This window comes from Arenimonas daejeonensis, assembly GCF_007993735.1.
In the GTDB taxonomy this organism is placed as follows: Bacteria; Pseudomonadota; Gammaproteobacteria; order Xanthomonadales; family Xanthomonadaceae; genus Arenimonas; species Arenimonas daejeonensis.
The window spans coordinates 2,466,696-2,491,356 of the sequence record NZ_CP042453.1 but is presented as its reverse complement, the minus strand read 5'-3'; the positions used below and the strand labels follow the sequence as shown (position 1 = coordinate 2,491,356).

18 protein-coding genes and 8 pseudogenes are annotated in these 24,661 nt (G+C 69.2%); 17 read left to right on the top strand and 9 right to left on the bottom strand.

The window, feature by feature from the left end:
• Positions 1–13 precede the first annotated feature (13 nt).
• The 5 genes and pseudogenes from lepB to recO all read left to right on the top strand — a co-directional run bounded on the left by lepB (position 14) and on the right by recO (position 3,522).
• Positions 14–824: pseudogene (lepB, locus tag FRZ33_RS15625) on the top strand (signal peptidase I).
• A 23-nt stretch (positions 825–847) separates the two neighbouring features.
• On the top strand, positions 848–1,228 hold the full coding sequence (locus FRZ33_RS12125; protein WP_146909937.1) for a DUF4845 domain-containing protein: 381 nt from the start codon (positions 848–850) through the stop codon (positions 1,226–1,228).
• A pseudogene (rnc, locus tag FRZ33_RS12120) lies at positions 1,221–1,876 on the top strand (ribonuclease III). The gene FRZ33_RS12125 and the pseudogene rnc overlap by 8 nt, the downstream one beginning before the upstream one ends.
• Positions 1,873–2,785, top strand: a pseudogene (era, locus tag FRZ33_RS12115) (GTPase Era). The pseudogenes rnc and era overlap by 4 nt, the downstream one beginning before the upstream one ends.
• 3 nt (positions 2,786–2,788) lie before the next feature.
• A pseudogene (gene recO / locus FRZ33_RS12110) lies at positions 2,789–3,522 on the top strand (DNA repair protein RecO).
• Here recO and FRZ33_RS12105 read toward each other — a convergent pair.
• On the bottom strand, positions 3,508–4,176 hold the full coding sequence (locus FRZ33_RS12105; RefSeq protein ID WP_146909934.1) for a response regulator transcription factor: 669 nt from the start codon (positions 4,174–4,176) through the stop codon (positions 3,508–3,510). The pseudogene recO and the gene FRZ33_RS12105 overlap by 15 nt on opposite strands.
• A gap of 34 nt (positions 4,177–4,210) precedes the next feature.
• Between FRZ33_RS12105 and FRZ33_RS12100 the strand changes: the two genes are divergently transcribed.
• The 8 genes and pseudogenes from FRZ33_RS12100 to FRZ33_RS12065 all read left to right on the top strand — a co-directional run bounded on the left by FRZ33_RS12100 (position 4,211) and on the right by FRZ33_RS12065 (position 11,974).
• Positions 4,211–6,253 carry a YdbH domain-containing protein gene (locus FRZ33_RS12100; protein WP_227977845.1) on the top strand — a complete coding sequence of 681 codons (2,043 nt, stop codon included), beginning with the start codon at positions 4,211–4,213 and terminating at the stop codon, positions 6,251–6,253.
• A 20-nt stretch (positions 6,254–6,273) separates the two neighbouring features.
• Positions 6,274–6,885 carry a YdbL family probable chaperone protein gene (locus FRZ33_RS12095; RefSeq protein ID WP_146909930.1) on the top strand — a complete coding sequence of 204 codons (612 nt, stop codon included), beginning with the start codon at positions 6,274–6,276 and terminating at the stop codon, positions 6,883–6,885.
• A 169-nt stretch (positions 6,886–7,054) separates the two neighbouring features.
• Positions 7,055–8,373, top strand: a pseudogene (gene rlmD / locus FRZ33_RS12090) (23S rRNA (uracil(1939)-C(5))-methyltransferase RlmD).
• Between the two features lie 498 nt (positions 8,374–8,871).
• Positions 8,872–9,375 carry a CYTH domain-containing protein gene (locus tag FRZ33_RS12085; protein ID WP_146909928.1) on the top strand — a complete coding sequence of 168 codons (504 nt, stop codon included), beginning with the start codon at positions 8,872–8,874 and terminating at the stop codon, positions 9,373–9,375.
• Positions 9,375–10,382 (top strand): beta-N-acetylhexosaminidase, encoded by a 1,008-nt coding sequence (nagZ, locus tag FRZ33_RS12080; protein WP_146909926.1) that lies wholly within the window; start codon positions 9,375–9,377, stop codon positions 10,380–10,382. The genes FRZ33_RS12085 and nagZ overlap by 1 nt, the downstream gene beginning before the upstream one ends.
• A gap of 1 nt (position 10,383) precedes the next feature.
• A complete protein-coding gene (locus FRZ33_RS12075) occupies positions 10,384–10,929 on the top strand; it encodes a hypoxanthine-guanine phosphoribosyltransferase (protein ID WP_146909924.1) in 546 nt (181 codons plus the stop codon).
• A 1-nt stretch (position 10,930) separates the two neighbouring features.
• A pseudogene (locus FRZ33_RS12070) lies at positions 10,931–11,673 on the top strand (S-methyl-5'-thioinosine phosphorylase).
• A 97-nt stretch (positions 11,674–11,770) separates the two neighbouring features.
• The gene (locus FRZ33_RS12065; RefSeq protein ID WP_146909922.1) at positions 11,771–11,974 is read left to right on the top strand and encodes a cold-shock protein; all 204 of its coding nucleotides are present in this window, start codon (positions 11,771–11,773) and stop codon (positions 11,972–11,974) included.
• Positions 11,975–12,103: 129 nt separating this feature from the next.
• Here the strand turns inward: FRZ33_RS12065 and FRZ33_RS12060 are convergent.
• From FRZ33_RS12060 to FRZ33_RS12040, 6 genes and pseudogenes are all read right to left on the bottom strand, one after another.
• Positions 12,104–13,861, bottom strand: a pseudogene (locus tag FRZ33_RS12060) (ABC transporter transmembrane domain-containing protein).
• Complete coding sequence (locus FRZ33_RS12055) at positions 13,858–14,460, bottom strand: IMPACT family protein (RefSeq protein WP_146909921.1); 603 nt, start codon at positions 14,458–14,460, stop codon at positions 13,858–13,860. Before FRZ33_RS12055 ends, FRZ33_RS12060 begins: the two are co-directional and overlap by 4 nt.
• Positions 14,460–15,485, bottom strand: coding sequence for a hypothetical protein (locus FRZ33_RS12050; protein ID WP_146909919.1), 1,026 nt, complete (start codon positions 15,483–15,485; stop codon positions 14,460–14,462). The genes FRZ33_RS12055 and FRZ33_RS12050 overlap by 1 nt, the downstream gene beginning before the upstream one ends.
• A 7-nt stretch (positions 15,486–15,492) precedes the next feature.
• A complete protein-coding gene (locus tag FRZ33_RS12045) occupies positions 15,493–16,890 on the bottom strand; it encodes a vWA domain-containing protein (protein WP_265468629.1) in 1,398 nt (465 codons plus the stop codon).
• Positions 16,890–17,240 (bottom strand): hypothetical protein, encoded by a 351-nt coding sequence (locus FRZ33_RS16410; protein ID WP_227977843.1) that lies wholly within the window; start codon positions 17,238–17,240, stop codon positions 16,890–16,892. Before FRZ33_RS16410 ends, FRZ33_RS12045 begins: the two co-directional genes overlap by 1 nt.
• A gap of 65 nt (positions 17,241–17,305) precedes the next feature.
• Positions 17,306–17,854, bottom strand: a complete 549-nt coding sequence (locus FRZ33_RS12040; protein ID WP_146909915.1) for an RNA polymerase sigma factor — start codon at positions 17,852–17,854, stop codon at positions 17,306–17,308.
• A 65-nt stretch (positions 17,855–17,919) separates the two neighbouring features.
• On the opposite strand from FRZ33_RS12040, the gene FRZ33_RS12035 reads away from it, so the two are divergent.
• Positions 17,920–18,780, top strand: coding sequence for a CHASE domain-containing protein (locus FRZ33_RS12035; protein ID WP_146909913.1), 861 nt, complete (start codon positions 17,920–17,922; stop codon positions 18,778–18,780).
• On the top strand, positions 18,750–19,376 hold the full coding sequence (locus FRZ33_RS12030) for a GGDEF domain-containing protein (protein WP_158637218.1): 627 nt from the start codon (positions 18,750–18,752) through the stop codon (positions 19,374–19,376). Before FRZ33_RS12035 ends, FRZ33_RS12030 begins: the two co-directional genes overlap by 31 nt.
• On the opposite strand, the pseudogene xseA reads toward FRZ33_RS12030, so the two are convergent.
• Positions 19,373–20,726 (bottom strand): annotated as a pseudogene (gene xseA / locus FRZ33_RS12025) (exodeoxyribonuclease VII large subunit). The gene FRZ33_RS12030 and the pseudogene xseA sit on opposite strands and share 4 nt — an antisense overlap.
• A 103-nt stretch (positions 20,727–20,829) precedes the next feature.
• Here xseA and FRZ33_RS12020 point away from each other — a divergent pair.
• On the top strand, positions 20,830–22,476 hold the full coding sequence (locus FRZ33_RS12020; RefSeq protein WP_146909909.1) for a hypothetical protein: 1,647 nt from the start codon (positions 20,830–20,832) through the stop codon (positions 22,474–22,476).
• Positions 22,473–23,711, top strand: coding sequence for a flavodoxin-dependent (E)-4-hydroxy-3-methylbut-2-enyl-diphosphate synthase (ispG, locus tag FRZ33_RS12015; RefSeq protein ID WP_146909907.1), 1,239 nt, complete (start codon positions 22,473–22,475; stop codon positions 23,709–23,711). The genes FRZ33_RS12020 and ispG overlap by 4 nt, the downstream gene beginning before the upstream one ends.
• Positions 23,712–23,717: 6 nt before the next feature.
• Here the strand turns inward: ispG and FRZ33_RS12010 are convergent, their stop codons facing one another.
• Complete coding sequence (locus FRZ33_RS12010; RefSeq protein WP_158637217.1) at positions 23,718–24,614, bottom strand: GGDEF domain-containing protein; 897 nt, start codon at positions 24,612–24,614, stop codon at positions 23,718–23,720.
• Positions 24,615–24,661 lie beyond the last annotated feature (47 nt).

The following is a 24,661-nucleotide window of genomic DNA, read 5'->3' as shown; positions in this document are numbered from 1 at the left end:
CCCCTGCGTGAAAATCGACCTTGCCCTGATCCTGACCTCGCTTGCCGCGCTCACCGGCCTGATCTGGCTGGTGGACCGCCTGTTGTTCGCACGCAAGCGCCGGCTGATGCAGGCCGAGGGCGAGGAGATCGCCGAGCCGGTGCTGGTGGATTACGCCCGCTCGCTGTTCCCGATCATCTTCCTGGTGCTGGTGCTGCGCAGCTTCCTGGCCGAACCCTTCCGCATCCCGTCCAGTTCGATGATGCCGACCCTGCTGGTCGGCGATTTCATCCTGGTCAACAAGTTCGCGTACGGCCTGCGGCTTCCTGTGCTCAACAACAAGGTCATTGCTCTGGGCGAGCCTGCCCGGGGCGACGTGGTGGTGTTCCGCTACCCGGGCATGGGTCGGACGACGCCCAGAAGGGCGCGGACTACATCAAGCGGGTGGTTGGCCTGCCCGGCGACAGGATCACGTTCAGGGATCAGGTGCTCTACATAAACGACGAACCTGTGGCCAAACAGCCGGTCGGGGTGTACGTGGGCAGCGGCCGTGGCCGGGAAATGACCGGGGCGACCCTGCTGGACGTGGACCTGACCGGGGTCCGGCATCGGAGCCTGGAAAACAGCCCGTTCGGCGACCCCGGACCGAAGGCAGCTGGGAAGTGCCGGCCGGCCACTATTTCGTCATGGGCGACAACCGCGACTTCAGCGCCGACAGCCGCGTATGGGGGTTCGTGCCCGAGGAGAGCCTGGTGGGCAAGGCCTTCCTGGTCTGGCTCAACTGCGAAGGCTGGTTCTGCAGCGGGGCGTTTGACTACACCCGGATTGGCGATACCATCCGCTGAACGTTTACCCAAGGGGAAGGGACATGGCACGCAATCAGAAGGGCATCACGCTGATGAGTTTTGTCATCGTGCTCGTGGTCGTCGGTTTCTTCGCGCTTGTGGCGATGAAGCTGTTCCCGATCTACAGCGAGTACAACAACCTCCGGGGCGTGATGAAGGACTTTTCCGCCCAGCCGAATGCAGCAAGCCTGACGCCGGCGCAGATCCATACTGAACTGAACAGGCGTTTCAACATCGCCTACGTCGAGTCGGTCAAGAAGGAACACATCAAGGTCCAGCGGGAGGGCACCATCATCCAGCTGAACATCGCCTATGAAGTCCGCAGGCCGTTTTTCGGGAATCTTGATGTCGTTGCCAAGTTCGACAATACCGTCAACTTGAACGGCACGCCGTCGAGTGAATGACCGGATCGGACACCGCTTCCGATCCCCGAACTGCTGCAGCAGGCCCTCCGGCACCGCAGCGCCGGGGTGCCTCACAACGAGCGCCTTGAATTCCTCGGCGACGCCCTGGTCAACCTGGTCGTCGCCGAAGCCCTGCATGCCCGCTGGCCCAAGGCCGACGAAGGCACGCTCACCCGGGCCCGTGCCAGCCTTGTGCGCGAGTCCGCCCTGGCCGACCTGGCCCGCCGGCTTGAACTGGGCGAACGCCTCGAACTGGGGCCCGGCGAACTCAAGAGCGGCGGGCACCGCCGCGATTCCATCCTCGCCGACGCCGTCGAAGCGATCGTCGCCGCCATCCACCTGGATGCCGGTTTCGAGGCCTGCCGGGCAGTGGTCCTGCCCTGGTTCGAACCGCTGATCGCCGACCTGCCGGCCGGCAAGGCCGACAAGGACCCCAAGACCCGCCTGCAGGAATGGCTGCAGGGTCGCCAGCTGCCCCGGCCGACCTACCATCTGTTGGAAACCCGCGGCAACGACCACGCCAGGATCTTCCTGGTCCGCTGCGAAACAACTGATCCCGTCCATTCCGAACAGGCCGAAGCGGCCTCATTGCGCGCCGCCGAACAGCTGGCGGCCGAACGCCTGCTGGCGATACTGGAGAAGAAGTGAACACCGAATCCGAGACCGGCCCGGAATTCCGCGCCGGCACCATCGCCGTGCTCGGTCGCCCGAACGTCGGCAAGTCCACCCCTGGTCAACGCGCTCGTGGGCGCCAAGATCAGCATCGTCTCGCCGCGGCCGCAGACCACGCGCCACCGCCTGCTCGGCATAGCGACATTCCCTGAAGGGCAGTTGCTGCTGGTGGACACGCCTGGCATCCACGGCCAGCAGAAGCGGGCGATGAACCGCATGATGAACCGCGCCGCCCGCGGCGCGATCGAGGGTGTTGACGCGGCGATGCTGGTGATCGAGGCCGGCCGCTGGACCGAAGACGACGCGCTGGCCTACAAGGCGCTGCAGGATTCCGGCGTGCCCTGCGTGCTGGTGATCAACAAGGTCGACAAGGTGCCCGACAAGGGCAAGCTGTTGCCCTTCATCGCCGAAGTCACGGCCGGGCGCGATTTCAGCGCCGTGTATCCCTTGTCGGCCCTGAAGAAGAAGGGCCTCGAAGGCCTGGTCAAGACCCTTGTCGAGCGCATGCCGGTGGCCGAGGCGCAGTACGCCGATGACGAGATCACCGACCGCAGCGAACGTTTCCTGGCCGGCGAACTGGTGCGCGAGCAGCTGATGCTGCGCCTGGGCGAGGAACTGCCGTACTCGACCACGGTCGAGATCGAGAAGTTCGAGTTGGACGGCGAGATGCTGCGCATCGGTGCCGTGGTCTGGGTCGAACGCGAAGGCCAGAAACCGATCGTGATCGGCAAGGGCGGCGAGCGCCTGAAGTCGATCAGCACCGGCGCCCGGATCGGCATGGAGAAACTGTTCGACCGCAAGGTGTTCCTGGAAACCTGGTGCAAGGTGCGCGAAGGCTGGTCTGACGACGAGGCCGCGCTGCGCCGTTTCGGATACTCGGACTGAACCATGCGCGTCGAGGCCCAGCCGGCCTACGTGCTGCACGCGCGTCCCTGGCGCGAAACCAGCCTGATCGTCGAACTGCTCAGCCGCGACCACGGCCGCATCGCCGTGGTCGCCCGCGGCGTGCAGGGTGCGAAACGACATCCGTTGCGTGCCGCCTTGCAGCCCCTGCAGCACCTGCGGCTGGATTTCCTGCCGCGGGGTGAACTGGGCCGGCTGGTCCAGGCCGAAGCGCTGGATGCCGCGCCGCTGTTGCAGGGGAAAACCTGATGGCGGCGTTCTACCTCAACGAGCTGATGATGCGCCTGTTGCCGCGCCAGGATCCGGCGCCGCTGCTCTACGAGCGCTACGGTGAAGTGAGGGCCGAACTGGCCGGTCCCGGGCCGCTGGCCTGGACCTTGCGCCGCTTCGAGCGCGACCTGCTGGAAGGCCTGGGCTACGGCCTGCCGCTGGACCAGACCGACGATGGCGAACGCCTGGATCCGGCGGCGCGCTACCGCATCGACCCCGAACTCGGTCCGGTGCGCGACCGCAGCCACGATGCCGGTTCGACCAGCGGCGCGGCCCTGCTGGCCCTGGCGGAAGATCGCCTGCCGCCGCCCGGACAACTGGCCGAACTGCGCAACGCGCTGCGCGGCGTGCTGTCCAGCCACCTCGGTCCGCAGCGGCTCAAGTCCTGGGGCCTGCTGTCGGAACTGGCGCGCATCCGTCGCGACGAACCGGATTCAGGCGCCGGCTGACAGTTCCCCGGCACGACGCACGAATTGCCCCAGCGCCGCTTCGTCCCCGGGGGCCGATGCCAGTACCCGCACCGCCGCCAGCAGGCGCATCGCGCCGACGAAGCCGCAGCCTGCCTTCAGGCGATGCAGGTGTTCGCGTGCAGCCACCGGGTCGCCCGCGCGGCAGGCGTCGGCCACAGCCCGCGCCTGCATCGGCAGCTCCTGCAGGAACAACCGTCGCAGCGCCTGCACGGCGGCGGCATCCTGGCCCAGCGCGGCGTGCGCGACGGCATCGTCCCAGGGTGCATCGACACGGGTCCGGGGAAGCAGCGCGCGCACGTTGGCATGCAGGTCCGGCACACGCACCGGCTTGCGCAGGACACGCAGGAAACCGGCGGTTTCGAGCCGTTGCAGCGCCAGGGGTTCGTCCTCGGCGGTCAGCGCGACGGCCGGCACCTGCAGTCCGCATGCGCGCAGTTCGGCCAGCAGGTCGGCGCCATGGCCGTCCGGCAGGCGGGCATCGAAGATCCACAGATCATGACCCGAGCCGGCGAGGCGGCGGGCACTGGCCACGTCCGGCGCGTGATCGACCCGGGCGGGCAGGGCGGCCAGCGCCTCGCGCAGGAAGGCGGCGCTGACGGCATCGTCCTCGAGCAGCAGCAGGCGCAGGTTCATCGCGGTGTCCGTTCAATGGGCGGGTCAAACCACTATGCTGGGCAGCATGCGGCGACCGGAAAACCTGGGCAAGGCGTTCCTGCTGGCAGGTCTGCTGATCGCGGCCCTGCCGCTGCAGGCGGCCGTGCTGCGCGCCGAGGTGGCGAAGGTGCGCAGCGGCGTGGGCCATCTGGACCAGGTCTCGATGCGGCTTTCCTGGCCCGAAGGCGCCGGGGAGGGCGAACTGGAGCTGCGCGCCACCGCCCTCGAGTTTCCGCTGCTGTCCTACAGTGCCCGCGACCTGGTCTGGCGTTGCCCGCTGCGGCGCGCCGAGGGCGATCAGTGGAGCTGCGACGGGCCGTTGCAGCTGACAGGCGCCAAGGCGCCGTCGCGTCTCGCGCTGTCGATTTCTCCCGCGGCCACGACCGCCGATCTCTCCGTCGGCAAGCAGAAGTTTTCCTACCTTTCGAATGCCTCCAGTCCCGACCTGTCGCGCATCCAGGTCGAACGCATCCCGGTGGCCTGGCTGCAGGCCTTCTTCTCCGGGCTCTGGGCCGAAGGGCAGTGGACCCAGGGTGAGCTGGGCGGCCGGCTGGACATCACCGCGCCGGCCGAGGGCCCGTTCCGGATCGCCGCCGGCCTGGATTTCGACGGCATCGGGCTGGAAACACCGGACGGCTGGCTGGCCGCGGCCGGACTGGCCGGCCACCTGGACCTGGACTATCGGGAGCAGGGCGCCCGCACCCGGGTGACCGCGGACATCGAAACCCGCGGCGGCGAATTCCTGGCCCAGGGCCTGTACGCGCAGTTGCCGGCGACGCCGGTGTCGATCCAGGTGGAGGCGGAGCAGACCGGTGGCGGCCCCTGGGCGCTGCCGAAGATCGCCTGGTCGGACAGTGGCGTGCTGCAGGCCCAGGGGCGGGCCATGCTGGATGCCGCGGCATCGGTCCAGGAGCTCGATCTCGACCTGCGCCTGGGCGACCTGGCCGTGGCCCGCGACCGCTACCTCAGCGGTTTCCTCGCGCCGGCAGGATTTTCCGATCTGGTGCTCTCCGGCGCACTGTCGGCGCGGATGCAGCTGCAGCAGGGCGAACTGCAGTCGCTGGCGATGGAACTGACCGGCATCAATGCCGTCGACCCCCGCCAGCGTTTCATCTTCGCCGGCCTCGAGGGCAGCCTCGGCTGGACGGCCGATTCGCATCCGGTGGCGAGCGAACTGCGTTGGGGCAGCGGTGCGCTCTACGGCATCGGCCTGGGGGCCGCGCGATTCGGGTTCGAGAGCGCCGGCGGCGAACTCCGGCTGCGCGAACCGGCCAGCCTGGCCGTGCTCGAAGGCAGCCTGCGCCTGGACGAACTGCGCTGGCAGGCGCCGGCCGGCAATCGTGGCACCCGCTTCCAGGTCGGCGCCACGCTCGACAATCTCGATCTGGGCAGCTTGTCACAGCGCCTCGGCTGGCCGCCGTTCACCGGCAGCCTGGGTGGACGCATTCCCGCCGCGCGTTATGAAAGCGGCGTACTGCAACTGGACGGTGGGCTGGCGATGCAGGTCTTCGGCGGCAGCGTCTCGCTGTCGGAACTGGTGATGGAGCGGCCCTTCGGCATCGCGCCGACCCTGTCGGCCGACGTCGCGATCGAGGACATCGACATGGAGCCGATGACCGCCGCCTTCGGTTTCGGCGCCATCACCGGACGGCTGGATGGACGCATCGCAGGCCTGCGCATGGTGGACTGGTCGCCGGTGGCCTTCGATGCGCGGCTGATGACCGACCCCGCCTGGAAGGGCAAGAAGCGCATCAGCCAGCGCGCGGTCGAGGACATTTCCAAGGTCGGCGGCGCCGGACTGGTGGCGGGTCTGCAGACCCAGGTGCTGAAGTTCTTCGATGATTTCGGCTATGCCCGCATCGGCCTGGGCTGCCGCCTGCGTGACAACGTCTGCGCGATGGAGGGTGTCGGTTCAGCCGGCGATGGCTATACCATCGTCGAAGGTGCGGGCCTGCCCAGGATCCAGGTGGTCGGGTTCCGCCGGCAAGTCGACTGGCCAACCCTGCTCGACCGCCTGAAGGCGGCGACCGAAGGACAGGCCCCGATCATCCAATAGGTTCCGAGAAGGAGAGTTACATGGCCGCACGCAAGCCCTACCTGTTTTCATCCCTGCTGGTGGCCGGCGTGCTGGCGCTGGGCGCCTGCGTCACCATCAACGTCTATTTCCCGGCGGCCGAAGCCCAGGAAGCGGCCGAAGAGTTCGTCGAGAAGGTGCTGGGCGACGAAGCCCAGGCCCCGCCGGCCGACGGCAACCCGCAGGCCCGGCTGGCGCCCGCGCGTGAGCCGGGCTTCGACCTGATGTCGCTGTTCATCAGCTCGGCGCACGCCCAGACCGCCGACATCACCATCCGCACGCCGGCGATCCAGGCGATCCAGGACCGCATGGCGGCCCGCTTCAAGTCCAGCCTGGAAAAACATTTCACCAGTGGCGCCCTGGGTTTCGGCAAGGACGGCCGCGTGGTGCTGCGTGACGCCACCAAGGTCGGCCTGAAGGACCGCGTGGCGGTGACCCAGCTGGTGGCCGAGGAAAACCGCGACCGCGACGCCGTGTACCGCGAGATCGCCGTCGCCAACAACCACCCCGAGTGGGAAGCCCAGATCCGCGAGACCTTCGCCAAACAGTGGGTCGCCAGCGCGCGGGCCGGCTGGTGGTACCAGGCCGCCGACGGCAGCTGGAAGCAGAAGTAACGCTCGACTCCCTCCCCCTGCTGGCAGGGGAGGGTTGGGGTGGGGTGAGTCCTGGCTCGAAGTTCCACCCCCTCCCGGCCTCCCCCTGCAAGCAGGGGGAGGGGCCATTCCGAAGCAGTTGGGGCGCGGATTTGCGACAATCCGCGCCCCGTTTCTTTTGGTGTTCCCCGTGGCCCGATCCCGCACCAAGCTGCACCAGCAATTCGAACTCCAGATCGACGACCTGAGCCACGACGGCCGTGGCGTCGGCCGGCGCGACGGCAAGGCGGTGTTCGTGGCGGGGGCGCTGCCGGGGAAACCGTGCGGGTCGAACAGACCGGCCGCAATCGCCACTTCGACGAGGGCAGGACCCTGGAGGTGCTGGTCGCCTCGCCCGAACGGGTCGAGCCGCGCTGCCCGCACTTCGGCACCTGCGCCGGCTGCGTGCTGCAGCACCTAGAGGAGTCGCGCCAGATCGCCGCCAAGCAGCGCGTGCTGACCGACAACCTGCAGCGCATCGGCCATGTCGAACCCGGCCGCGTGCTGCCGCCGCTGGTGGACGCGGCCTGGGGCTATCGCCGCAAGGGCCGCTTCTCGGTGCGCTACGTCGAGAAGAAGGGCAAGACCGTGGTCGGCTTCCGCGAGACCAATCCGCGCTTCGTCGCCGACCTCTCCGTCTGCCACACCGTGGTGCCTTCCATCGGCCTGCGCATTCCGGAAATCGCCGCCCTGGTCGAATCGCTCGACGCCAGGCGCACCCTGCCGCAGATCGAATTCATCGCCGGCGACGAGGCGGTGGCGCTGGTGTTCCGCCATCTCGAGCCCTTGAGTGCCGAAGATGTCGAGCGCCTGCGCGCTTTCGCCCGCGGCACGGGTTTCGCGGTATTCCTGCAGCCGGGCGGGGTCGAATCCGTGCATGCGTTGTGGCCGGAGCAGGTGCCGCTGTCTTTCGCCATTTCCGGCCACGACCTCAGCCTCGATTTCCGACCGCTGGACTTCATCCAGGTCAATGCCGGACTCAACGGCAAGATGATCGAAAGCGCGCTCGACCTGCTCGACCCGCAGCCGGAGGACCGCGTGCTGGACCTGTTCTGCGGCCTAGGCAATTTCACCCTGCCGCTGGCACGTCGCGCCGGTCGCGTGGTCGGCGTGGAAGGCGAGGCGGGGCTGGTGGCCCGGGCGCGCGCCAATGCCGCGAAGAACGGTCTGGCGAATGTCGAATTCCACGCCGCCGACCTGGCCAAGGACCTGTCGGCCGAGCCGTGGATGAAGGCCGGTTTCGACAAGCTGCTGCTGGATCCGCCGCGTGCCGGCGCCGCCGAGGTGCTGGCGCAGTTGCCGCTCAGGGGCATCCGCCGGATCGTCTACGTGTCCTGCCATCCGGGGTCGCTGGCGCGCGATGCCGGGTTCCCGGTGCGCGAGCGCGGTTATACGCTCAAGGCCGTCGGGGCGATGGACATGTTCCCGCAGACGGCGCATGTCGAGTCGATCGCGCTGTTCGAGAAGTAAAGCTGCTGGTGCTGGTGCTGGTGCCGTGATCGTCTTGGGCGATAGGCCGCCGTACGTGAGGTCGCTTTCCGGGGACGCCGTGAATCCATCCATGGAGGCTCTTCGAAAACGTCCATGTTTTCGAAGCCCCGGAAAGCGACCTCACGCACGACGACCTGCGGACCCTCCGGGCCGGGCTATCGAACTCATGGAAGCGCGCAGCCTGCGAGGTCCCGGTGCTTTTCGTGACCGGAGGGCACGAGTGGGGTTTCAACGGCCCGCGGAGATGAGTCGTGGCGACGGCACGCATCGGTAGTGACCCCTGAAGTGGAGGCAGGATGCCGTAACGGCCGCCATCCGCTGGGCAGGACGCCGCTGCGAATGGCGGGCAGGGGTCACTACCGATGCGGGGCGGCGCACGCCAGATCTACCGCCTACGAGTTCTACCGCCCTACTTGCGCAAAGCGCAAGGCGGGGAAGGGCGATTAGAATGGGCGCCTGGACGCGGGCGGGGAAACGATGGGCATCGAGATCGAACGGAAATTCCGGGTGGTGGGCGAGGACTGGCGCGGACAGGCCGTGAAGTCCGTTCGCATGGCCCAGGCCTACATCAACGACATGGCGGCGATGCGCGACGGACGCCAGAACGCCTCCGTGCGCGTGCGCATCGCCGGCGACCAGGCCTTCCTCAACCTCAAGTCGCGCGAACTCGGCACCACCCGCCAGGAATTCGACTACGAAATCCCCGTGGCCGATGCCGAGGCCCTGCTCAAACTCTGCGTCGGCGGCCTGATCGACAAGGTCCGCCACTACGTCGAACACGATGGCCGGACCTTCGAAGTGGACGAGTTCGCCGGTGACAATGCCGGACTGGTCGTGGCCGAACTGGAACTGGAATCGGCCGACGCCGCCTACACCCGCCCGGCGTGGCTGGGCCGCGAAGTGACCGAAGAACAACGTTTCTACAACCTGGCGCTCGCCGAGCGCCCGTACTCGCGCTGGAGCGCGGCGGAGCAAGCCTGATGCTGGTGATTGGAATCACGGGACACGAACTCGACGCCGCCGAACGCGAGTGGCTGCAACACCCGTCGGTCGGCGGCGTGATCCTGTTCAAGCGCAACTTCGCCTCGCGGGCGCAGGTGGCGGAGCTGTCGCGGTCGATCCGTGAAGCCGCGCCACGACCGCAGCTGCTGTGCGTGGACCAGGAAGGTGGCCGGGTGCAGCGTTTCCGCGAAGGTTATTCCGACCTGCCCCGGCTCGAAGGCTTCGGCCACCTGTTCGAACGCGACCGCGACGCCGCCCTGCGCCTGGCCCGCGAACACGCCTGGCTGATGGCCAGCGAGATCCGCGCCACCGGCGTGGACCTGAGCTTCGCGCCGGTCGTGGACCTGGGCCGCGGCAACCGCGCCATCGGCGACCGCGCCTTCCACGCCGAACCGTCCGTCGTGGCCGAATTCACCCGTGCCTACGTGGCCGGCATGCACGAGGCCGGCATGGCCGCCACGCTCAAACATTTCCCGGGCCACGGGTCGGTGCTTGAAGACACGCATTTCGACGACGCGGTCGACACGCGTCCGCTCGAAGTGCTGCATGCCGAAGACCTCGTTCCCTTCGTCGCGGGCATCGAAGCCGGCGCCGAGGCGGTGATGATGGCGCATGTGAAATACCCGGCGGTGGCACCTGAGCCGGCGGGATATTCGCCGCGATGGATCAGGGAAATCCTGCGCAGGGAAATGGGTTTCCGCGGCGTGGTGTTCTCCGACGACATCGGCATGGCGGCGGCGGAGTCGGCCGGAGGCATCAAGGCCCGCATCGACGCGCACCTGGACGCCGGCTGCGACGTGGTGCTGGTCTGCGCACCGGCCCTGGTGGCCGATTCGCTCAAGGCCATGGACGGTCGCGCCGTGGACGGCGCCGCGTTGGCGACGCTGATGGGGCGCGGCGACACCGGCTGGGACGGCCTGCTGGCCGACGCACGTTACGATGGCGCCCGGGCCGACCTGTCCGGCAAAGACCTGGGAGTGGCCTGACATGCAGAACCATCTCGCCGATGCGCTGAAGAAGTCCGAGGTGCTGTTCGACCGTGCGCATATCGAGGCCGGGATCCGGCGCATCGCCGCCCTGATCGACGCCGACTACGCCGAGGGACCGCGCCCCGTGTACCTGACGATCATGCATGGCGGCATGCCCTTCGCGGCGCAGCTGGCGATGGAAATGCAGGTGGACCTGGAGTTCGACTACCTGCACGCCACGCGTTACCGCGGCGCCACCACCGGTTCGGGCCTGGCCTGGCTGCACCGCCCGGCGACGCCGCTGCGCGGCCGCCGCGTGCTGCTGGCCGACGACATCCTGGACGAAGGCCACACGCTGAAGGCGGTCAAGCACTGGTGCGAGGACGAAGGCGCGGCCGACGTGCGCATCGCCGTGCTGGCGGTGAAGGACCACGACCGCCGGGTCGAGGGCATCGAGGCCGACTACATCGCGCTAGAAGTGCCCGACCGCTACGTTTACGGCTACGGCATGGACTTCCACGAACAGGGCCGCAACCTGCCGGCCCTGTACGCGCTCGGAGCCTGAGATGGCGGCGATCGACCTGGCCGTGATCGGCGGCACCGGCCTGTACCGGCTGGCTTCGCTGCAGGACGCCGAAGCGGTGTCGGGCGACACGCCCTACGGCGCACCCTCGGGCCCGATCCGGGTCGGCCGCATCGCCGGCAAGCGTGTCGCCTTCCTGGCCCGGCACGGCGAGGGCCATTCGCTGCCGCCGCACCGCGTGAACTATCGCGCCAACCTGTGGCGGCTGAAGGAACTCGGTGCGCAGCGTGTGCTGGCGATCAATACGGTCGGCGGCATCACCGAGCGTTTTGGCCCGCGTGTGCTCGCGCTTCCGGACCAGCTGATCGACTACACCTGGGGCCGCACGTCCAGCTTCTGGCACGGCGAAGGCGGGGAAGTACTGCATGTGGACTTCGGCGATCCGTACACGCCTTCGCTGCGCCGCGACGTGCTGGCGGCGGCCGCGAAATCCGGCATCGCGCTGGTGGATGGCGGTTGTTACGGCGCCACCCAGGCCCGCGCCTGGAGACCAGGGCCGAGATCGTGCGGATGCGGCGCGACGGCTGCGACCTGGTCGGCATGACCGGCATGCCCGAGGCCGGCCTGGCCCGCGAGCTCGGTCTGGACTACGCCTGCCTGGCCGTGGTCGCGAACTGGGCGGCCGGCTGCAGTGCCGACGAAGAGATCACGCTGGCCGAGGTCCTGGCCCACGTGGAGGCGGCCAGCGCCGGCCTGCCGGCGCTTTTCGACGCGCTGTTGGGGTGATTGTCAAGCGTTTTGCCCTTGTTCATACTCGGGTCGTGCACGCGACCGGGGAACGGCGGAGGGCACGCTCGACCAACAGCATCCGAGGATCTAGTTCATGAGTTTCGGCACCGTGAAGTGGTTCAACGACGCCAAGGGCTTCGGTTTCATCGCGCCCGAGGACGGCAGTGCGGACGTGTTCGTCCATTATTCGGCCATCAGCGCCAAGGGCTTCCGATCCTTGCAGGAGGGCCAGCGGGTCAGCTTCGAAGTGGTCCAGGGCCCGAAGGGCTCGCAGGCCGCCAACGTCGCACCGGCCTGACGGTTTCGGCCAGCGTAAAAAGAAAGCCCCGCTCCGGCGGGGCTTTTTCTGCGCGATCAGGTTCATTTTCTTTCTCGCTGAGACAGCGTCTCAGCGAGAAAGAAAATGAACCTGATCGGCTTGTTCAGGTCAGTGGTCGAACTGGAGGCGGGCCAGTTCGGCGTACAGGCCGCCTTGCGCCAGCAGTTCCGAATGCGTGCCCTGGGCGATGATGCGGCCGTGGTCCATCACCACGATGCGGTCGGCCTTGAGCACGGTGGCCAGGCGGTGGGCGATGACGAGCGTGGTGCGGCCCTGCATCAGGCGTTCCAGGCCTGCTGCACGGCACGTTCGCTCTGGGCGTCGAGCGCGCTGGTGGCTTCGTCCAGCAGCAGGATCGGCGCATCCTTCAGCAGCGCGCGGGCGATCGCCAGGCGCTGCTGCTGGCCGCCGGACAGGCGCGCGCCGCGTTCGCCCAGTTCGCTGTCGTAGCCCCGGGGCAGGGCGCTGAGGAAATCGTGTGCTTCGGCGCTGCGGGCCGCCGCTTCAATCTGGCTCTCATCGGCCTCGAGCCGGCCGTAGCGGATGTTCTCGCGCGCGCTGGCGCCGAAGATCACCGGGTCCTGCGGCACGAGGGCGATCTGGCGGCGCAGCGTGGCGGGATCCACCTTGCGCAGGTCCACGCCATCCACGGTGATGCGGCCCGCATCCGGGTCGTGGAAGCGCAGCAGCAACTGGAACACGGTGCTTTTGCCGGCACCGGAAGGGCCGACCAGCGCCACGGTCTCGCCGGGCGACACCGTGAGGCTGAAATCGTCCAGCGCGGCACGGTCGGGGCGGGTCGGGTAGTGGAAACGCACGCCCTCGAGCACGATGCGGCCCTGCACCGGTTCCGGCAGTCGCACCGGCGTCGCCGGCAGTGCCAGCACCGAACGTTCCTGCAGCAGCTCGTTGATGCGCGCCATGCCGCCGGAAGCGCGCTGCACCTCGGCCCAGACTTCGCTGAGCGCACCGACCGAGCCGGCGCCCAGCAGCGCGTACAGCACGAACTGGCCCAGCGTGCCCGGCGTCATCACGCCGCCGATCACGTCGTGCGCGCCGATCCACAGCACCGCGGTGATCGAACCGAAGATCAGCACGATGACGATGGCGGTCAGCATGGCCTGCAGCCGGATGCGTTTGCGGGCCGTGCCCAGCGCGGTCTGCACGGCGTCGCCGAAACGCTTGCGTTCGTAGTCCTCGCGGGCGTAGCTCTGCACGGTGTGCATCGCGCCGAGGGTTTCGCCGGCGCGGGCATTGGCATCGGCCACGCGGTCCTGGCTGTCCTTGGCGACGCCGCGGACCTTGCGCCCCGACAGCACCATCGGCAGCACCGCCAGCGGAATGCCGACCAGGGCCAGCAGCGCCAGGCGCGGGCTGGTGACGGCCAGCATCACCGCACTGCCGATCACCGTGATGCCGCTGCGCAGCGCCACCGACATGCGCGACCCCACGACGCTGCGGACCAGCTCGGTATCCGCCGACAACCGCGACAGCAGCTCGCCGGTGCGGGTCTTCTCGAAAAAGGTCTGGTCCAGCGACAGCAGGTGGCCGTACAGCGTGCGCCGCAGGTCGGCGACCACGCGCTCGCCCAGTAGCGTGACGAAATAGAAACGCGCCGCGGTGGCCAGGCCCAGCATCACCGCCACGCCGAACAGCAGCATGAACCACTGGTTGATCGGGCTGCCGGCCACGAAACCCCTGGTCGATCACGTATTTCACGGTGACCGGCAGCAGCAGCGTGGCCGAAGACGACAGCGCCAGCGCGCCCAGCCACAGGGCCAGCAGCTGGCGGTGCGGCCGCAGGAAGGGCAGCACGCCGCGCAGGGTATTCATCGGCGGGCGCGGGGTGGCGGCGTCGTCGCTCATGCGGGGTCGGTCTCGGATCGGGTGAGGCGGGCGGCGCCGCGGCTGAGGTCGCGCAGACGCGCGGCCAAGGCTTCATAACTTGAGGCGGGCAGGCGCAAAGACAAGCGCAGGCCCGACTCGTCGAAGGCTTCGGCCGATTTTACGGCCGAAAAGGCCTCCAGCAGCCCATGCACGGCACCCGACAGCGCAAAATCGCAGGCCAGTTCGGCCTGGCACCACACCACCAGCGGCCGGCGCGGGGCCGTGCGCAGGCATTCCGCGGCCGCGCCACCGTAAGCCCGCACCAGGCCACCCACGCCGAGATTGGTGCCGCCGTACCAGCGCACCACCAGGACCACGACCTGGTCCAGGTCCTGGCCATCGATGGCCGCGAGGATCGGCCGGCCGGCACTTCCGCCGGGTTCGCCGTCGTCGTTGAAGCGGTAGGCGGTACCGATGCGGTAGGCCCAGCAGTTGTGCGTGGCCTGCGGGTCGCCGGCCTGCTGCAGCCAGGCCAGGGCGGCTTCGGGCGACTCCACCGGCATGGCCTTTGCCAGGAAACGGCTCTTTTTCGCTTCGAGTGCGAATTCGGCCGGACCGGCCAGGGTTGCCGAGGCCATCAGCGCAGCGGGTCGAGGTCGGCCGGGACCGGCACGTCCGGATGGGTCTGGAGGAAAAGCTGCAGGCTGGCGCGGGCGCCGGCGTGATCGTCCAGGCGCAGTCGGTCGCGGATGCGTTCGATCCATTTGGCGGGCGGCAGCGCGGCGTCGTCGGCGACCGGCGGCAGCGGCAGGGCGAAGGCCGCGGTGTCCTGCAGGACGCGGGGTGATGCCGGTGCCGGTGCGGCGGCGGCCGGCGTGTCGGCCGCGGCTTCGCGGCGCTGGCGCGACAGCGCGGAATCTTCGGCCAGGGACTGCTCACGTGCCTGCGCCGCCTTGGCTTCGGCTTCCAGCGCTTCGCGCTGGGCCCGCGTCGCATAGGCATTCTGGTGCGCGCGCCGGGCGCGATCGCCGGATTCCGGCGGCGGGGCGACCCGCGTGCCGGTGACGGTGATCGAATCGAGGGTCGCGTTGTCGGCCTCCGAATCGGCGATGGGGGCAGGTTCGGCGGCAGCTTCCGCCGGGAAGGCCTCGGCGGTAGCGCCGGCGGCGGCAGGTGGTTCCATGGGGACCGGAGGTGGCGGGGGCGGCGCGGGCGCGCGCGCTTTCCGGCGCACTTCGTCCGGAGCCGACGGCGGCGGTGCGGGTGGCGGAACCGTCACGGCCTCGGGTTCGACCAGTTCCACGCTCATCCGCTCGCGCGCCTGCGGCAGCTCCTGTTTCGCGGCAGGCGCGGTCGCTTCGGCCGCAGGTCCGGGTGCCAGCGGCGGCCGCAGCTGCATGCCGATGCCGACCGCCAGCACGGCGGCGGCCGCGGTGCCGATCGCCCAGGACGGCAGCAGCCAGCGGGTGGTCGTCTTCGCTACACGGCGCGGGGCGACGGTGTGCGTGGGCGAATGGCTGTTCACGGCATCGGTGGCCGCCGCCAGGATGGCGGCGTCCACCTTCGCCGACGGTTCGCCGGCCGGCAGGGCGCGCAGCACCCGGGCCAGTTCGACTTCGTCGTCCTGGAGCGGGGTGGTGCGCGGGTCCTGCGGCTGGGTCACGTCGTGTTTACTCCGTACTGATCGCGATGGCCGGATCGTGGGCGGCGCTCAGGCTGCGCGCCTGGGAGAGCAGTTGCAAGAACTCCGACCGGTAGCCCCAGGGATCGTTCCCGCGGGCGCTGCGGGCGAGGGTTTCGACCTGGTCCCAGGTGAATCCGTTCATGTTTTCGCCACCGCGCAGCAGGTCGGCGTAGGCGGCCACCGCGGCCGCGAAACGCAGGCTTTCGCCGGCTTCCATCTTCACGTCGCGACGCGTGACCGGCCGTTCCATCAGCACGCTGCGGTCATTGCCCGGCTGCTTGTAGCGCAGCTTGAGGAAGGCCAGTTCCTGGCCCTTGCCCTCGACCAGGGCTGGCGCGGAATAACGCAGCGGGTCGCTGGCACTGCAGCCCATGCCGACCAGGCACACTTCGTAGATCGCGGTCACGTCATGGCCGGCGCCGATCTCGCCGGCGTCCACCTGGTCGTTGTTGAAGTCCTCGCGGGCCAGGGCGCGGTTCTCGTAGCCGATCAGGCGGTACTCGGCCACCATCGCCGGGTTGAACTCGACCTGGATCTTCACGTCGCTGGCGATGGTCATCAGGGTCGAGCTCATTTCCTCGACCAGCACCTTGCGGCCTTCCATCAGGTTGTCGATGTAGGCGTGGTTGCCGTCGCCGACGTCGGCCAGCTTTTCCGCCAGCGCTTCGTTGTAGTTGCCCTGGCCGAAGCCCAGCGTGGTCAGCGCGATGCCGGTCTTGCGGCCGGTCTCGACCTTGGTTTCGAGGGCGCGCTCGTCATGGATGCCGACGTTGAAGTCGCCGTCGGTGGCCAGCACGATGCGGTTCACGCCGCCGGTGATGAAGGACTGTTTCGCCATCGCGTACGCCAGGTCGATGCCTTCGCCGCCGTTGGTGGAACCACCGGCTTCCAGGCGGCCGAGCGCGTCCAGGATCTCGCCGTGGCGGTCGCCGGGCGTGGGCGGCAGCACCAGGCCGGCGCTGCCGGCGTAGACGACGATCGAGACGCGGTCCTGCGCGCGCAGCCGGGGCACCATCTGCCGGAAGCTTTCCTTCAGCAGTGGCAGTTTGTCGGGGTCGGCCATCGAGCCGGAGGTGTCGATCAGGAACACCAGGTTGGCTGCCGGGATCTCGTTGCGCGCAACGTCGTAACCCTGGATGCCGACCTGCATCAGCAGGCGCTTGCCGTTCCAGGGCGCGGGCGCGAGTTCGGTGCTGACGCGGAAGGGCTGGCTGCGGTCGGCCGGGCCGGCGTAGCCATAGTCGAAGTAGTTCACCATCTCTTCGACCCGCACCGCGTCCTTGGGCGGCAACTGGCCTTGTGCGAGCATCCGGCGCACATTGCTGTAGCTGCCGGTGTCGACGTCGATTGAGAAGGTGGACACCGGGTTTTCGACTGTGCGCACTATGCCGTTGTCTTCGAACTCGGCGTAGTTTTCGGTGTTGATTCCGCCGGTGCCGGCATCATCGGCGCCCGCGGCTGCGCGAAGTGGGCGACAGGTGCCGGGGGCGGCGCCATCGCCATGGGTTCGGCGGCAACGCGGACCTTGCGCGATTCCTGGCGCTGCAGTGCGCGGTCGCGTTCGGACGACGCGGCGCCTGCGGCAGCGGCGTTCGCGTCGGCGAGCCGGCTGCCGGTGACTTCGACGGCATCCAGCGAGGCCGATGACGGGCCGGCCTCTTCTTTGGTTTCGGTCTTCTTGGCGCAGCCGGCGGCGACGGCAAGGGCGAGACAGCTGATCAGCAACGGACGCATGGCGAGGCTCCTGGCCTGGGTGGTGCCCCTGTCAACGGCCGGATGCGGGAAACGGGGTTGACCGGTCATGGCCGCAGCCTCGCGCGCAGCTTGTCCATGGCGTATCGCAGCCGCGATTTCACGGTTTCACGGCCGACGCCGGTGATCTCGCCGATCTCCTCCAGGCTCAGTTCCTGTTCCAGCCGCAGCAGCACCACCTCGCGCTGGTCCTCGGGCAGTTCCTCCAGCGCCAGCTGCAGGCGGCGGCGCTCCTCGAAGGACGACAGCTGGCGCTCGGGCGTTTCCGGGTCGGGCACGCGCGACGCCAGCTCGTCGGCGTCGCCGGGCGCGTCCGGGCGGTGCTGTTTGGCCCGCCAATGGTCAGCGACCCGGTTGTGGGCGATCTGGTAGAGCCAGGTGCCGAACTTCGCGTCAGGCCGGTAGCGTTCGCGGGCGGTGATCACCCGCTGCCAGACGTCCTGGAACAGCTCCTCGGCCAGGGCCGTGTCGCGCACCTGCCGTCCCAGGTGCCGGAACAGCGGGCCGCGGTGCCGGGAATACAGGGTCTGGAAGGCGGCGACGTCGCCGGCCCCGTAGGCCAGCATCAGTTCCTCGTCGGTCGGCTCGGCCTGCATGCCCTGAAGCCTACGGACTTTCGCCACGGCGGTGAAGCCGGCCGCCCGGGTGTAGATTGGCGGGCATGGGTTCCCGCCAGACACCCCTGCCGCCGGCCGACAGCGATCCCGTGCATTCGGCGGGGGCCTGGCTCCGGCCGGGCCGGCATCTGTTCGCCGGCCTGGGCGTACTGCTGATGGGCCTGTACTTCAGCATCAACTCGGCGCAGTTGGAACGCCAGCGCGAGATCAGCAACCGGCGCTCGGAAGTGCAGCGCGACCTGTCCAATTTCCGCGCCAAACTCGAGACGGACATCTACGCCTGCGTGGCCATGGCAAAGGGCCTGGGCGTGAACGTGGTCGTGCAGGAAGGCATCACGGAACGGGAGTTCGAAAAGGCGGCGCTGGAACTGCTGCGCGAGGAGCGGCGGTTGCTCAGTCTTTCCCTGGCGCCCGGCTTCGTGGTGCGCAACGTCTTTCCGGCCGAAGGCAACGAAGCCGCCATAGGTCTCAATCTGCTCGACGATGCCGTGCAGAAGCATGCCGTACTGCGCGCCATCAGCGACGACGCACCCGTGCTCGCGGGTCCGTTCGAACGGGTCCAGGGTGGCAGCACGCTGGCGGTGCGCGTCCCGCTATGGGTGAACCGCGACGGTGTGCCCAGGCTCTGGGGCGCGGTCAGCGTGACGCTGGACTATGAGCAGACCATGCGCGACGCCGGCATCCGCAAGCTCGAACGCGACATGCGGATCCGCATCGTCGGTCGGGATGCCTCCGGGCCGGGCGGGGTGTTGATCCGCGGCGAACCCTTGCGCGACCAGGCAGGCGCCGTGAAGACCCCGTGCTGCTGCCCGGCGGCAGTTGGCTTATCTCGGCCGAGCCGATCGAAGGTTGGCATGCGCGTCCGCTGTGGCGCATGCCCGGTTTCCTGTTCCGCCTGGCATTGAGCGTGCTGGCCGGTCTCGCCACCGCGCGCATCCTGTACGACCGCCAGCGCATCCGCCGGCTGGCGGGCATGGATTCGCTGACCAACCTGCCCAACCGCCGCTGGGCGCTGCAGCAGCTGGCACGCATGATCGCGCGCGGGCGGCGCGGCGGCGGCGCGTTCGCGCTGCTGTCCTTCGATCTGGACGGTTTCAAGCCGGTGAATGACACCTATGGCCATGCCGCCGGCGACCACCTGCTGGCGGCGATCGGCCGGCGCCTGAGCGAGTCGGTGCGCCCGGGCGACGTGGTGGCGCGCATGGGCGGCGACGAATTCCTGGTGCTGGTGCCGACCGACGGCAGCGTGGACGAGGAATGGCTGCGCGCCGTCGCCGTGCGCGTGCAGTCGGCGATCAGCCGGCCGGTGCCGATCGATGGCCAGTGGCTGGTGGTGGGCGCCAGCATCGGTATCGCCCGGTTCCCGGAGGACGGCGACCAGTCGGAAGTCCTGCTGCGAAAGGCCGACGAGGCGATGTACCGCGCCAAGCACGGCCGGACGCATGGAGTCGAATTCGCCAGCCCGGTGCGCCTCGGCGCTATCGGGCCGCCTGTCGACTAGCCTTCGGGGTCGACTTCAACCCGCAGCAACAGCCGGCCTTCGGCCAACCGCGCCTGCAGCAGCTCGCCGGGCTCCACCTGGCCGGGGTCGCGGACCACGCGAGCGTCGGCCGGGTGCTGCAGGATGGCGTAACCGCGTCCCAGGGGTCGCAAGGGGGCTGACACTTTCCAGTGCGCGCGCCAGGCCCTGCACCTGCAGCCGGCGTTGCTGCAGCAACCGGGGAGGGGCCTGCTGCAGTTGCTGGCGAAGCAGCTGCAGGCGATGGGCGTGGTCCTGCAGGCGGCGGCGTGGATGCGACTGGTCCAGGCGCCGCAGCAGGCGCGCCAGGCGTTCGGCACGCTGGCCGACGGGCTGTTGCAGCGCGAGGTCGAGCCGGCGCCGCAGCGCCATCAACCGGCCACGGCCACGTTCCAGCCGCAGCTGCGGGCGCAGTGCCTGCAGTTTGAGGAAGGCCTGGTCGATACGTTGGGCGCGCGCGGTGTTGGCGCGGGTGATCAGCGCCTGCAGCTGGGCCTGCCGTTGCCGCAGCCGCGCCATCAGTTCGCCGCGTTCAGGCACCAGCAGTTCGGCCGCCGCGGACGGCGTCGGCGCGCGCAGGTCGGCGGCGAAGTCGCTCAGGCTGGTGTCGATCTCGTGGCCGACGGCGGAAACCACCGGCACCGGCGAGGCGGCGATCGCGCGTGCCAGGGCTTCGTCGTTGAAGGCCCAGAGGTCCTCCAGCGAACCGCCGCCGCGGGTGAGCAGCAGCACGTCGTAACGCCCGCAGGCAGCCGCGCGGCGCAGCATCTCCAGGATCTGGCTGGCCGCGCCGTCGCCCTGCACGGGCACCGGCAGCACGTCCACCGGCAGCAGCGGGAAACGCCGGCCCAGCACGCTCAGCACGTCGCGGACCGCGGCGCCGCGTGGCGAGGTGATCACGCCGAGGTGGCGCGGGAAGGCCGGCAGAACCCGCTTGCGGTCGGCGTCGAACAGGCCCTCGGCCGCCAGCTTCTGCTTGAGCAGCTCGAAGGCGCGGCGCAGCGCGCCTTCGCCGGCTTCCTCCAGGTGGTCGAGCACCAGCTGGTAGTCGCCGCGCGCTTCGTACAGCGTCAGGCGGCCGCGCGCCAGCACCTGCATGCCATCGCGCGGAATGAAACGCAGCGACTGGGCCCTGGGCTTGAACAGCGCGCAGCGCACCTGGGCACGTTCATCCTTCAGCGTGAAGTAGGCGTGCCCGGACGCCGGCCGAGAGAAGTTGCTGATCTCGCCCTCGACCCAGACCTGCGGGAAGCTGCCTTCCAGCAGGTCCCGTGCCAGCGCATTGAGCTGGGACGGGCGCAACACCTGGCGTTCGCGGGCGAGCTGGGACATGGGGCGGGCCGGGGACGGCCTGACAGGATACCGCGCCACGTTCGGGGACGGAGTAGGGGATTGCCCCGCGCCGGTCTAAACTGTCCCTCCATGAGGACCCACGATGAGCGATAGCTACCGAAGGCTCTGTGACGATCTGCCCCGGGGCAGTGGCGCCCCGGGCACCTTCGCCGCCGAGCCGCGCAAAGTGAAGGCCTGGGTGGCGGCATTGCCGCGCGCCAACGCGCAGGCGTCGGAACAGGAACTGGCGCGCGCCCTGGACAGCCTGCTGGCCCAGAAGCTGGACGGCGCCCAGCGCCTGGGGGCGCTGGAGGAACTGCGGGCCGCCGTGCTGGAAACGGTCACCCTGCTCGAGCGCCAGTTCACCGCCAACCCGCTGCCGCTGCCGCCCGACAAGGCGCGTGCCGCAGCGGTCGCTGAAAATTTCCACCTGCTGCTCGCGCATGGTTACCGCAAGTCGGCCGCTGAAGCCTGTGCGCCGTCCGGCACGGTGCCGTTCCTGCGCGGCGGCGGCGTGGTGCAGGCGCTGGAACGCGCCGCCTGGCATTATTCGCGCGCTGGCGCTGGCCTGGCGCGTCTACCGTGCGCCGGGCGCGGGTGCCTGGCAGGGACTGCACCGTGGCACCGTTTTGCGGTCAGCCTGAAACTGGACCGCAAGTCGGTGGATGACCGCGCGGCCGGCGGCAGCATGGATGTGCACACCGTTTACCTGCAGACCCTGCTGATGGCCTCGGTGAACCCCTACGCCTTCGGCCAGGCAGAGCAGGACACGCTGTGGCCGATCGCCCGCGGCTACGTATCGCGCTGCAGCCTTGCGGAGCATGCGCCCGATGGCCTGGCGCCGGTGGTGCCCGATGATGCGGACCGCGGCCCCGGTCCCGGTGCGAGTGACGAGACCCATTCGCTCTGGTTGGACCTGCGTGCGTTCGCCGAAGACATCGAACGGGCGCTGGCGCGCGTCCAAGACGGCCAGTCCGAACTGGTGCCGGCCGCGGGCCATGGCGTCCGGGTCGGCAACGACCTGCTGCTGCGCCTGCGCCGCGCCTTCGGCCAGATCGCCGCGCGCGGCCTGGTGCGGCTGCCGGCCGGTCACGGCCTGGACACCGTGCTGGGCCTGAGCGGACTGCATTATTTCCTGGCCGGCCAGCGCGACTTCGACACCTTCATGCGCCAGTCCGCACAGGGCACCGTGCATGTCATCGCCGGCGCAGCCTGGACCCAGGGCGGCGCGGGCATGGCCAAGGTCGCGCGTTTCACCGGCAAGGTGCTGGACCAGAGTCTGGGTGGCTACCGCATGACCTGGGAAAACGCCGAACAGGTACGCGCCCGCGTCGGCGAACTGGTCGGCCTGAGCTTCGGCGAGGATGGCGGGGAACAGGACTGGATGGTCGGCGTGATGCGTTGGCTGCGTTATGAGGACGACGGCGGGCTGTCGGCAGGCGTGGAACTGCTGTCGCGGCGCGGCAGCGCGGTCGCGTTGCGCGTGGTCAGTGCCGATGGCGGCAGCCGCCAGGTCAGCCGCGCGGTGGAGATCGTGCCGATGGAGCCGGGCGCTGGCCGCTGTTTCCTGTCCAATGCCGTGATCGAGTCCGGCAGCCGGGTCGAGGTGATCCACGACATGGACGGCCAGTTCCCGGAAATCGGCACGCGCGGCCCAGACCTGCTGCCCGAGGTCGAGGTGCTGCTGAACGCCGGCGACTACGTGCTGCTGGGCGAACGCCAATCGGCGGCGGCCGGAGCCGCGGCATGAGCGAAGCCGCCGCGAAACCGCGCCGCGCCACCCGCGCGGTCGCCGTGGACAAGGTATTGATCGGCGGCGGCGCGCCGGTGGTCGTGCAGTCCATGACCAACACCGACACCGCCGACGTCAATGCCACGGTGAAGCAGGTGGCGGAACTTTGGCGCGCCGGCTCGGAACTGGTGCGCGTGACGGTGAACAATCCCGAGTCCGCCGCCGCGGTGCCGCGCATCCGCGAAAAGCTCGACATGATGAACGTGCCGGTGCCGATCGTCGGCGACTTCCACTACAACGGCGACCGCCTGCTGGCGTCCGAACCGGCCTGCGCCGAGGCGCTGGCCAAGTACCGCATCAACCCGGGCAACGTCGGCTTCGGCAAGAAGCGCGACACCCAGTTCGCGGCCATCGTCGAGATGGCGATCAGGTACGGCAAACCGGTGCGCATCGGCGTCAACTGGGGTTCGCTGGACCAGGCCCTGGCGGCGCGCCTGATGGATGAGAACCACGCCCGCGCCGAACCCTGGGACGCCGCGCGCGTGCTGCGCGAGGCCCTGGTGGTGTCGGCGCTGGAATCGGCCGAACGGGCGGTGGAGATCGGCCTGGGCCGCGACCGCATCGTGCTGTCGGCCAAGGTCAGCGGCGTGCAGGAGCTGGTGGCGGTCTACCGCGACCTGGCCACGCGTTCCGATTTCCCGCTGCACCTGGGCCTTACCGAGGCCGGCATGGGCAGCAAGGGCATGGTCGCTTCCAGTGCCGCGCTGGCGGTGCTGATGCAGGAAGGCATCGGTGACACCATCCGCATCTCGCTCACGCCCGAACCAGGCGCGCCACGCACGCTGGAAGTGCAGGTGGCGCAGGAACTGCTGCAGACCATGGGCCTGCGCGCGTTCACACCGCTGGTCACCGCCTGCCCGGGCTGCGGCCGCACCACCTCGGAATTCTTCCAGGTGCTGGCGCAGAAGGTGCAGGAGCATGTGCGCGGGCAGATGCCAGTCTGGAAACTCAAATACCCCGGCGTCGAGAACCTGTCTCTGGCGGTGATGGGCTGCGTGGTCAACGGCCCGGGCGAATCGCGCCATGCCGACATCGGCATCTCGCTGCCGGGCACCGGCGAGGCGCCGTCGGCACCGGTGTTCATCGACGGCGAGAAAGCGATGACCCTGCGTGGCGAGAACATCGCCGACGAGTTCGTGGGCGTCATCGACGATTACGTGGCCCGGCGTTACGCCGCGCGCCCGGAAGGCTGATTCGGTTCAGGCCTCGACGCAGACGCGGTTGCGGCCCTCTTCCTTGGCCCGGTAGAGGGCGGCGTCGGCCGCCTGCATCAGGGTGCTGCGTTCGGTGCGCGACGGCGCCAGGCCGGCGATGCCGATGCTGATGGTCAGCCGCCGCTCTTCGCCGCCAAGCACGAAGACCGCCTGTGCAATGGCTTCGCGCAGGCGCTCGGCGAAGGCACGTGCCGCCTCAAGGCTGGCCTCCGGCAGCAGCACCGCGAACTCCTCGCCGCCGATGCGCGCGGCGATGTCCTCGCCGCGCACGAAATCGCGCACCAGCGCCGCCATCTGCCGCAGCACGCCGTCGCCGGCGATGTGGCCGTACTGGTCGTTCACCGGCTTGAACAGGTCCACGTCGATGATGCACATCACCAGCGGCCGGTCGTGGCGCAGCGCGCGCGCGATTTCCTTGTCCACCAGCTCGACGAAGTGCCGGCGGTTGTAGAGCTCGGTCAGCGCGTCGTGGGTGGCCAGCTGGTAGACCTCCTCGTGGTAGCGCGCCTCGACGCTGGCGTGGCTGATGAACTTGAGGATGCATTCGCCCAGCGTGATGTGGTCGCCGTCGGCCAGCAGGGTCTCGGTGATCGGCTGTTCGTTGACGCGCGTGCGGTTGGTCGCCCCCAGGTCGCGGATGCGGTAGGCGTCGCCCTCGCGGCGGATCTCGCAATGCTGGCGCGACACCGACTTGTGCGGGATGTGCAGGTCGGCTTCCTGCGAGCGGCCGACGACCACGGGCTGGCCTTCGATGTCGGCGCGTTTGCCCAGGCCCTCGCCGTGGATCACCACCACGCAGGCAGAACGCGGCCCGCTGCGGCGGGGACCGCCGCTGAGCAGGGTCAGCTGGGTGGTGATCGGATCGGAGTCGCGCTGGCTCATCGGAAACGTCGAACAGGGCGGCAGGTCGAGTCTAGCCCAGCCCGCCG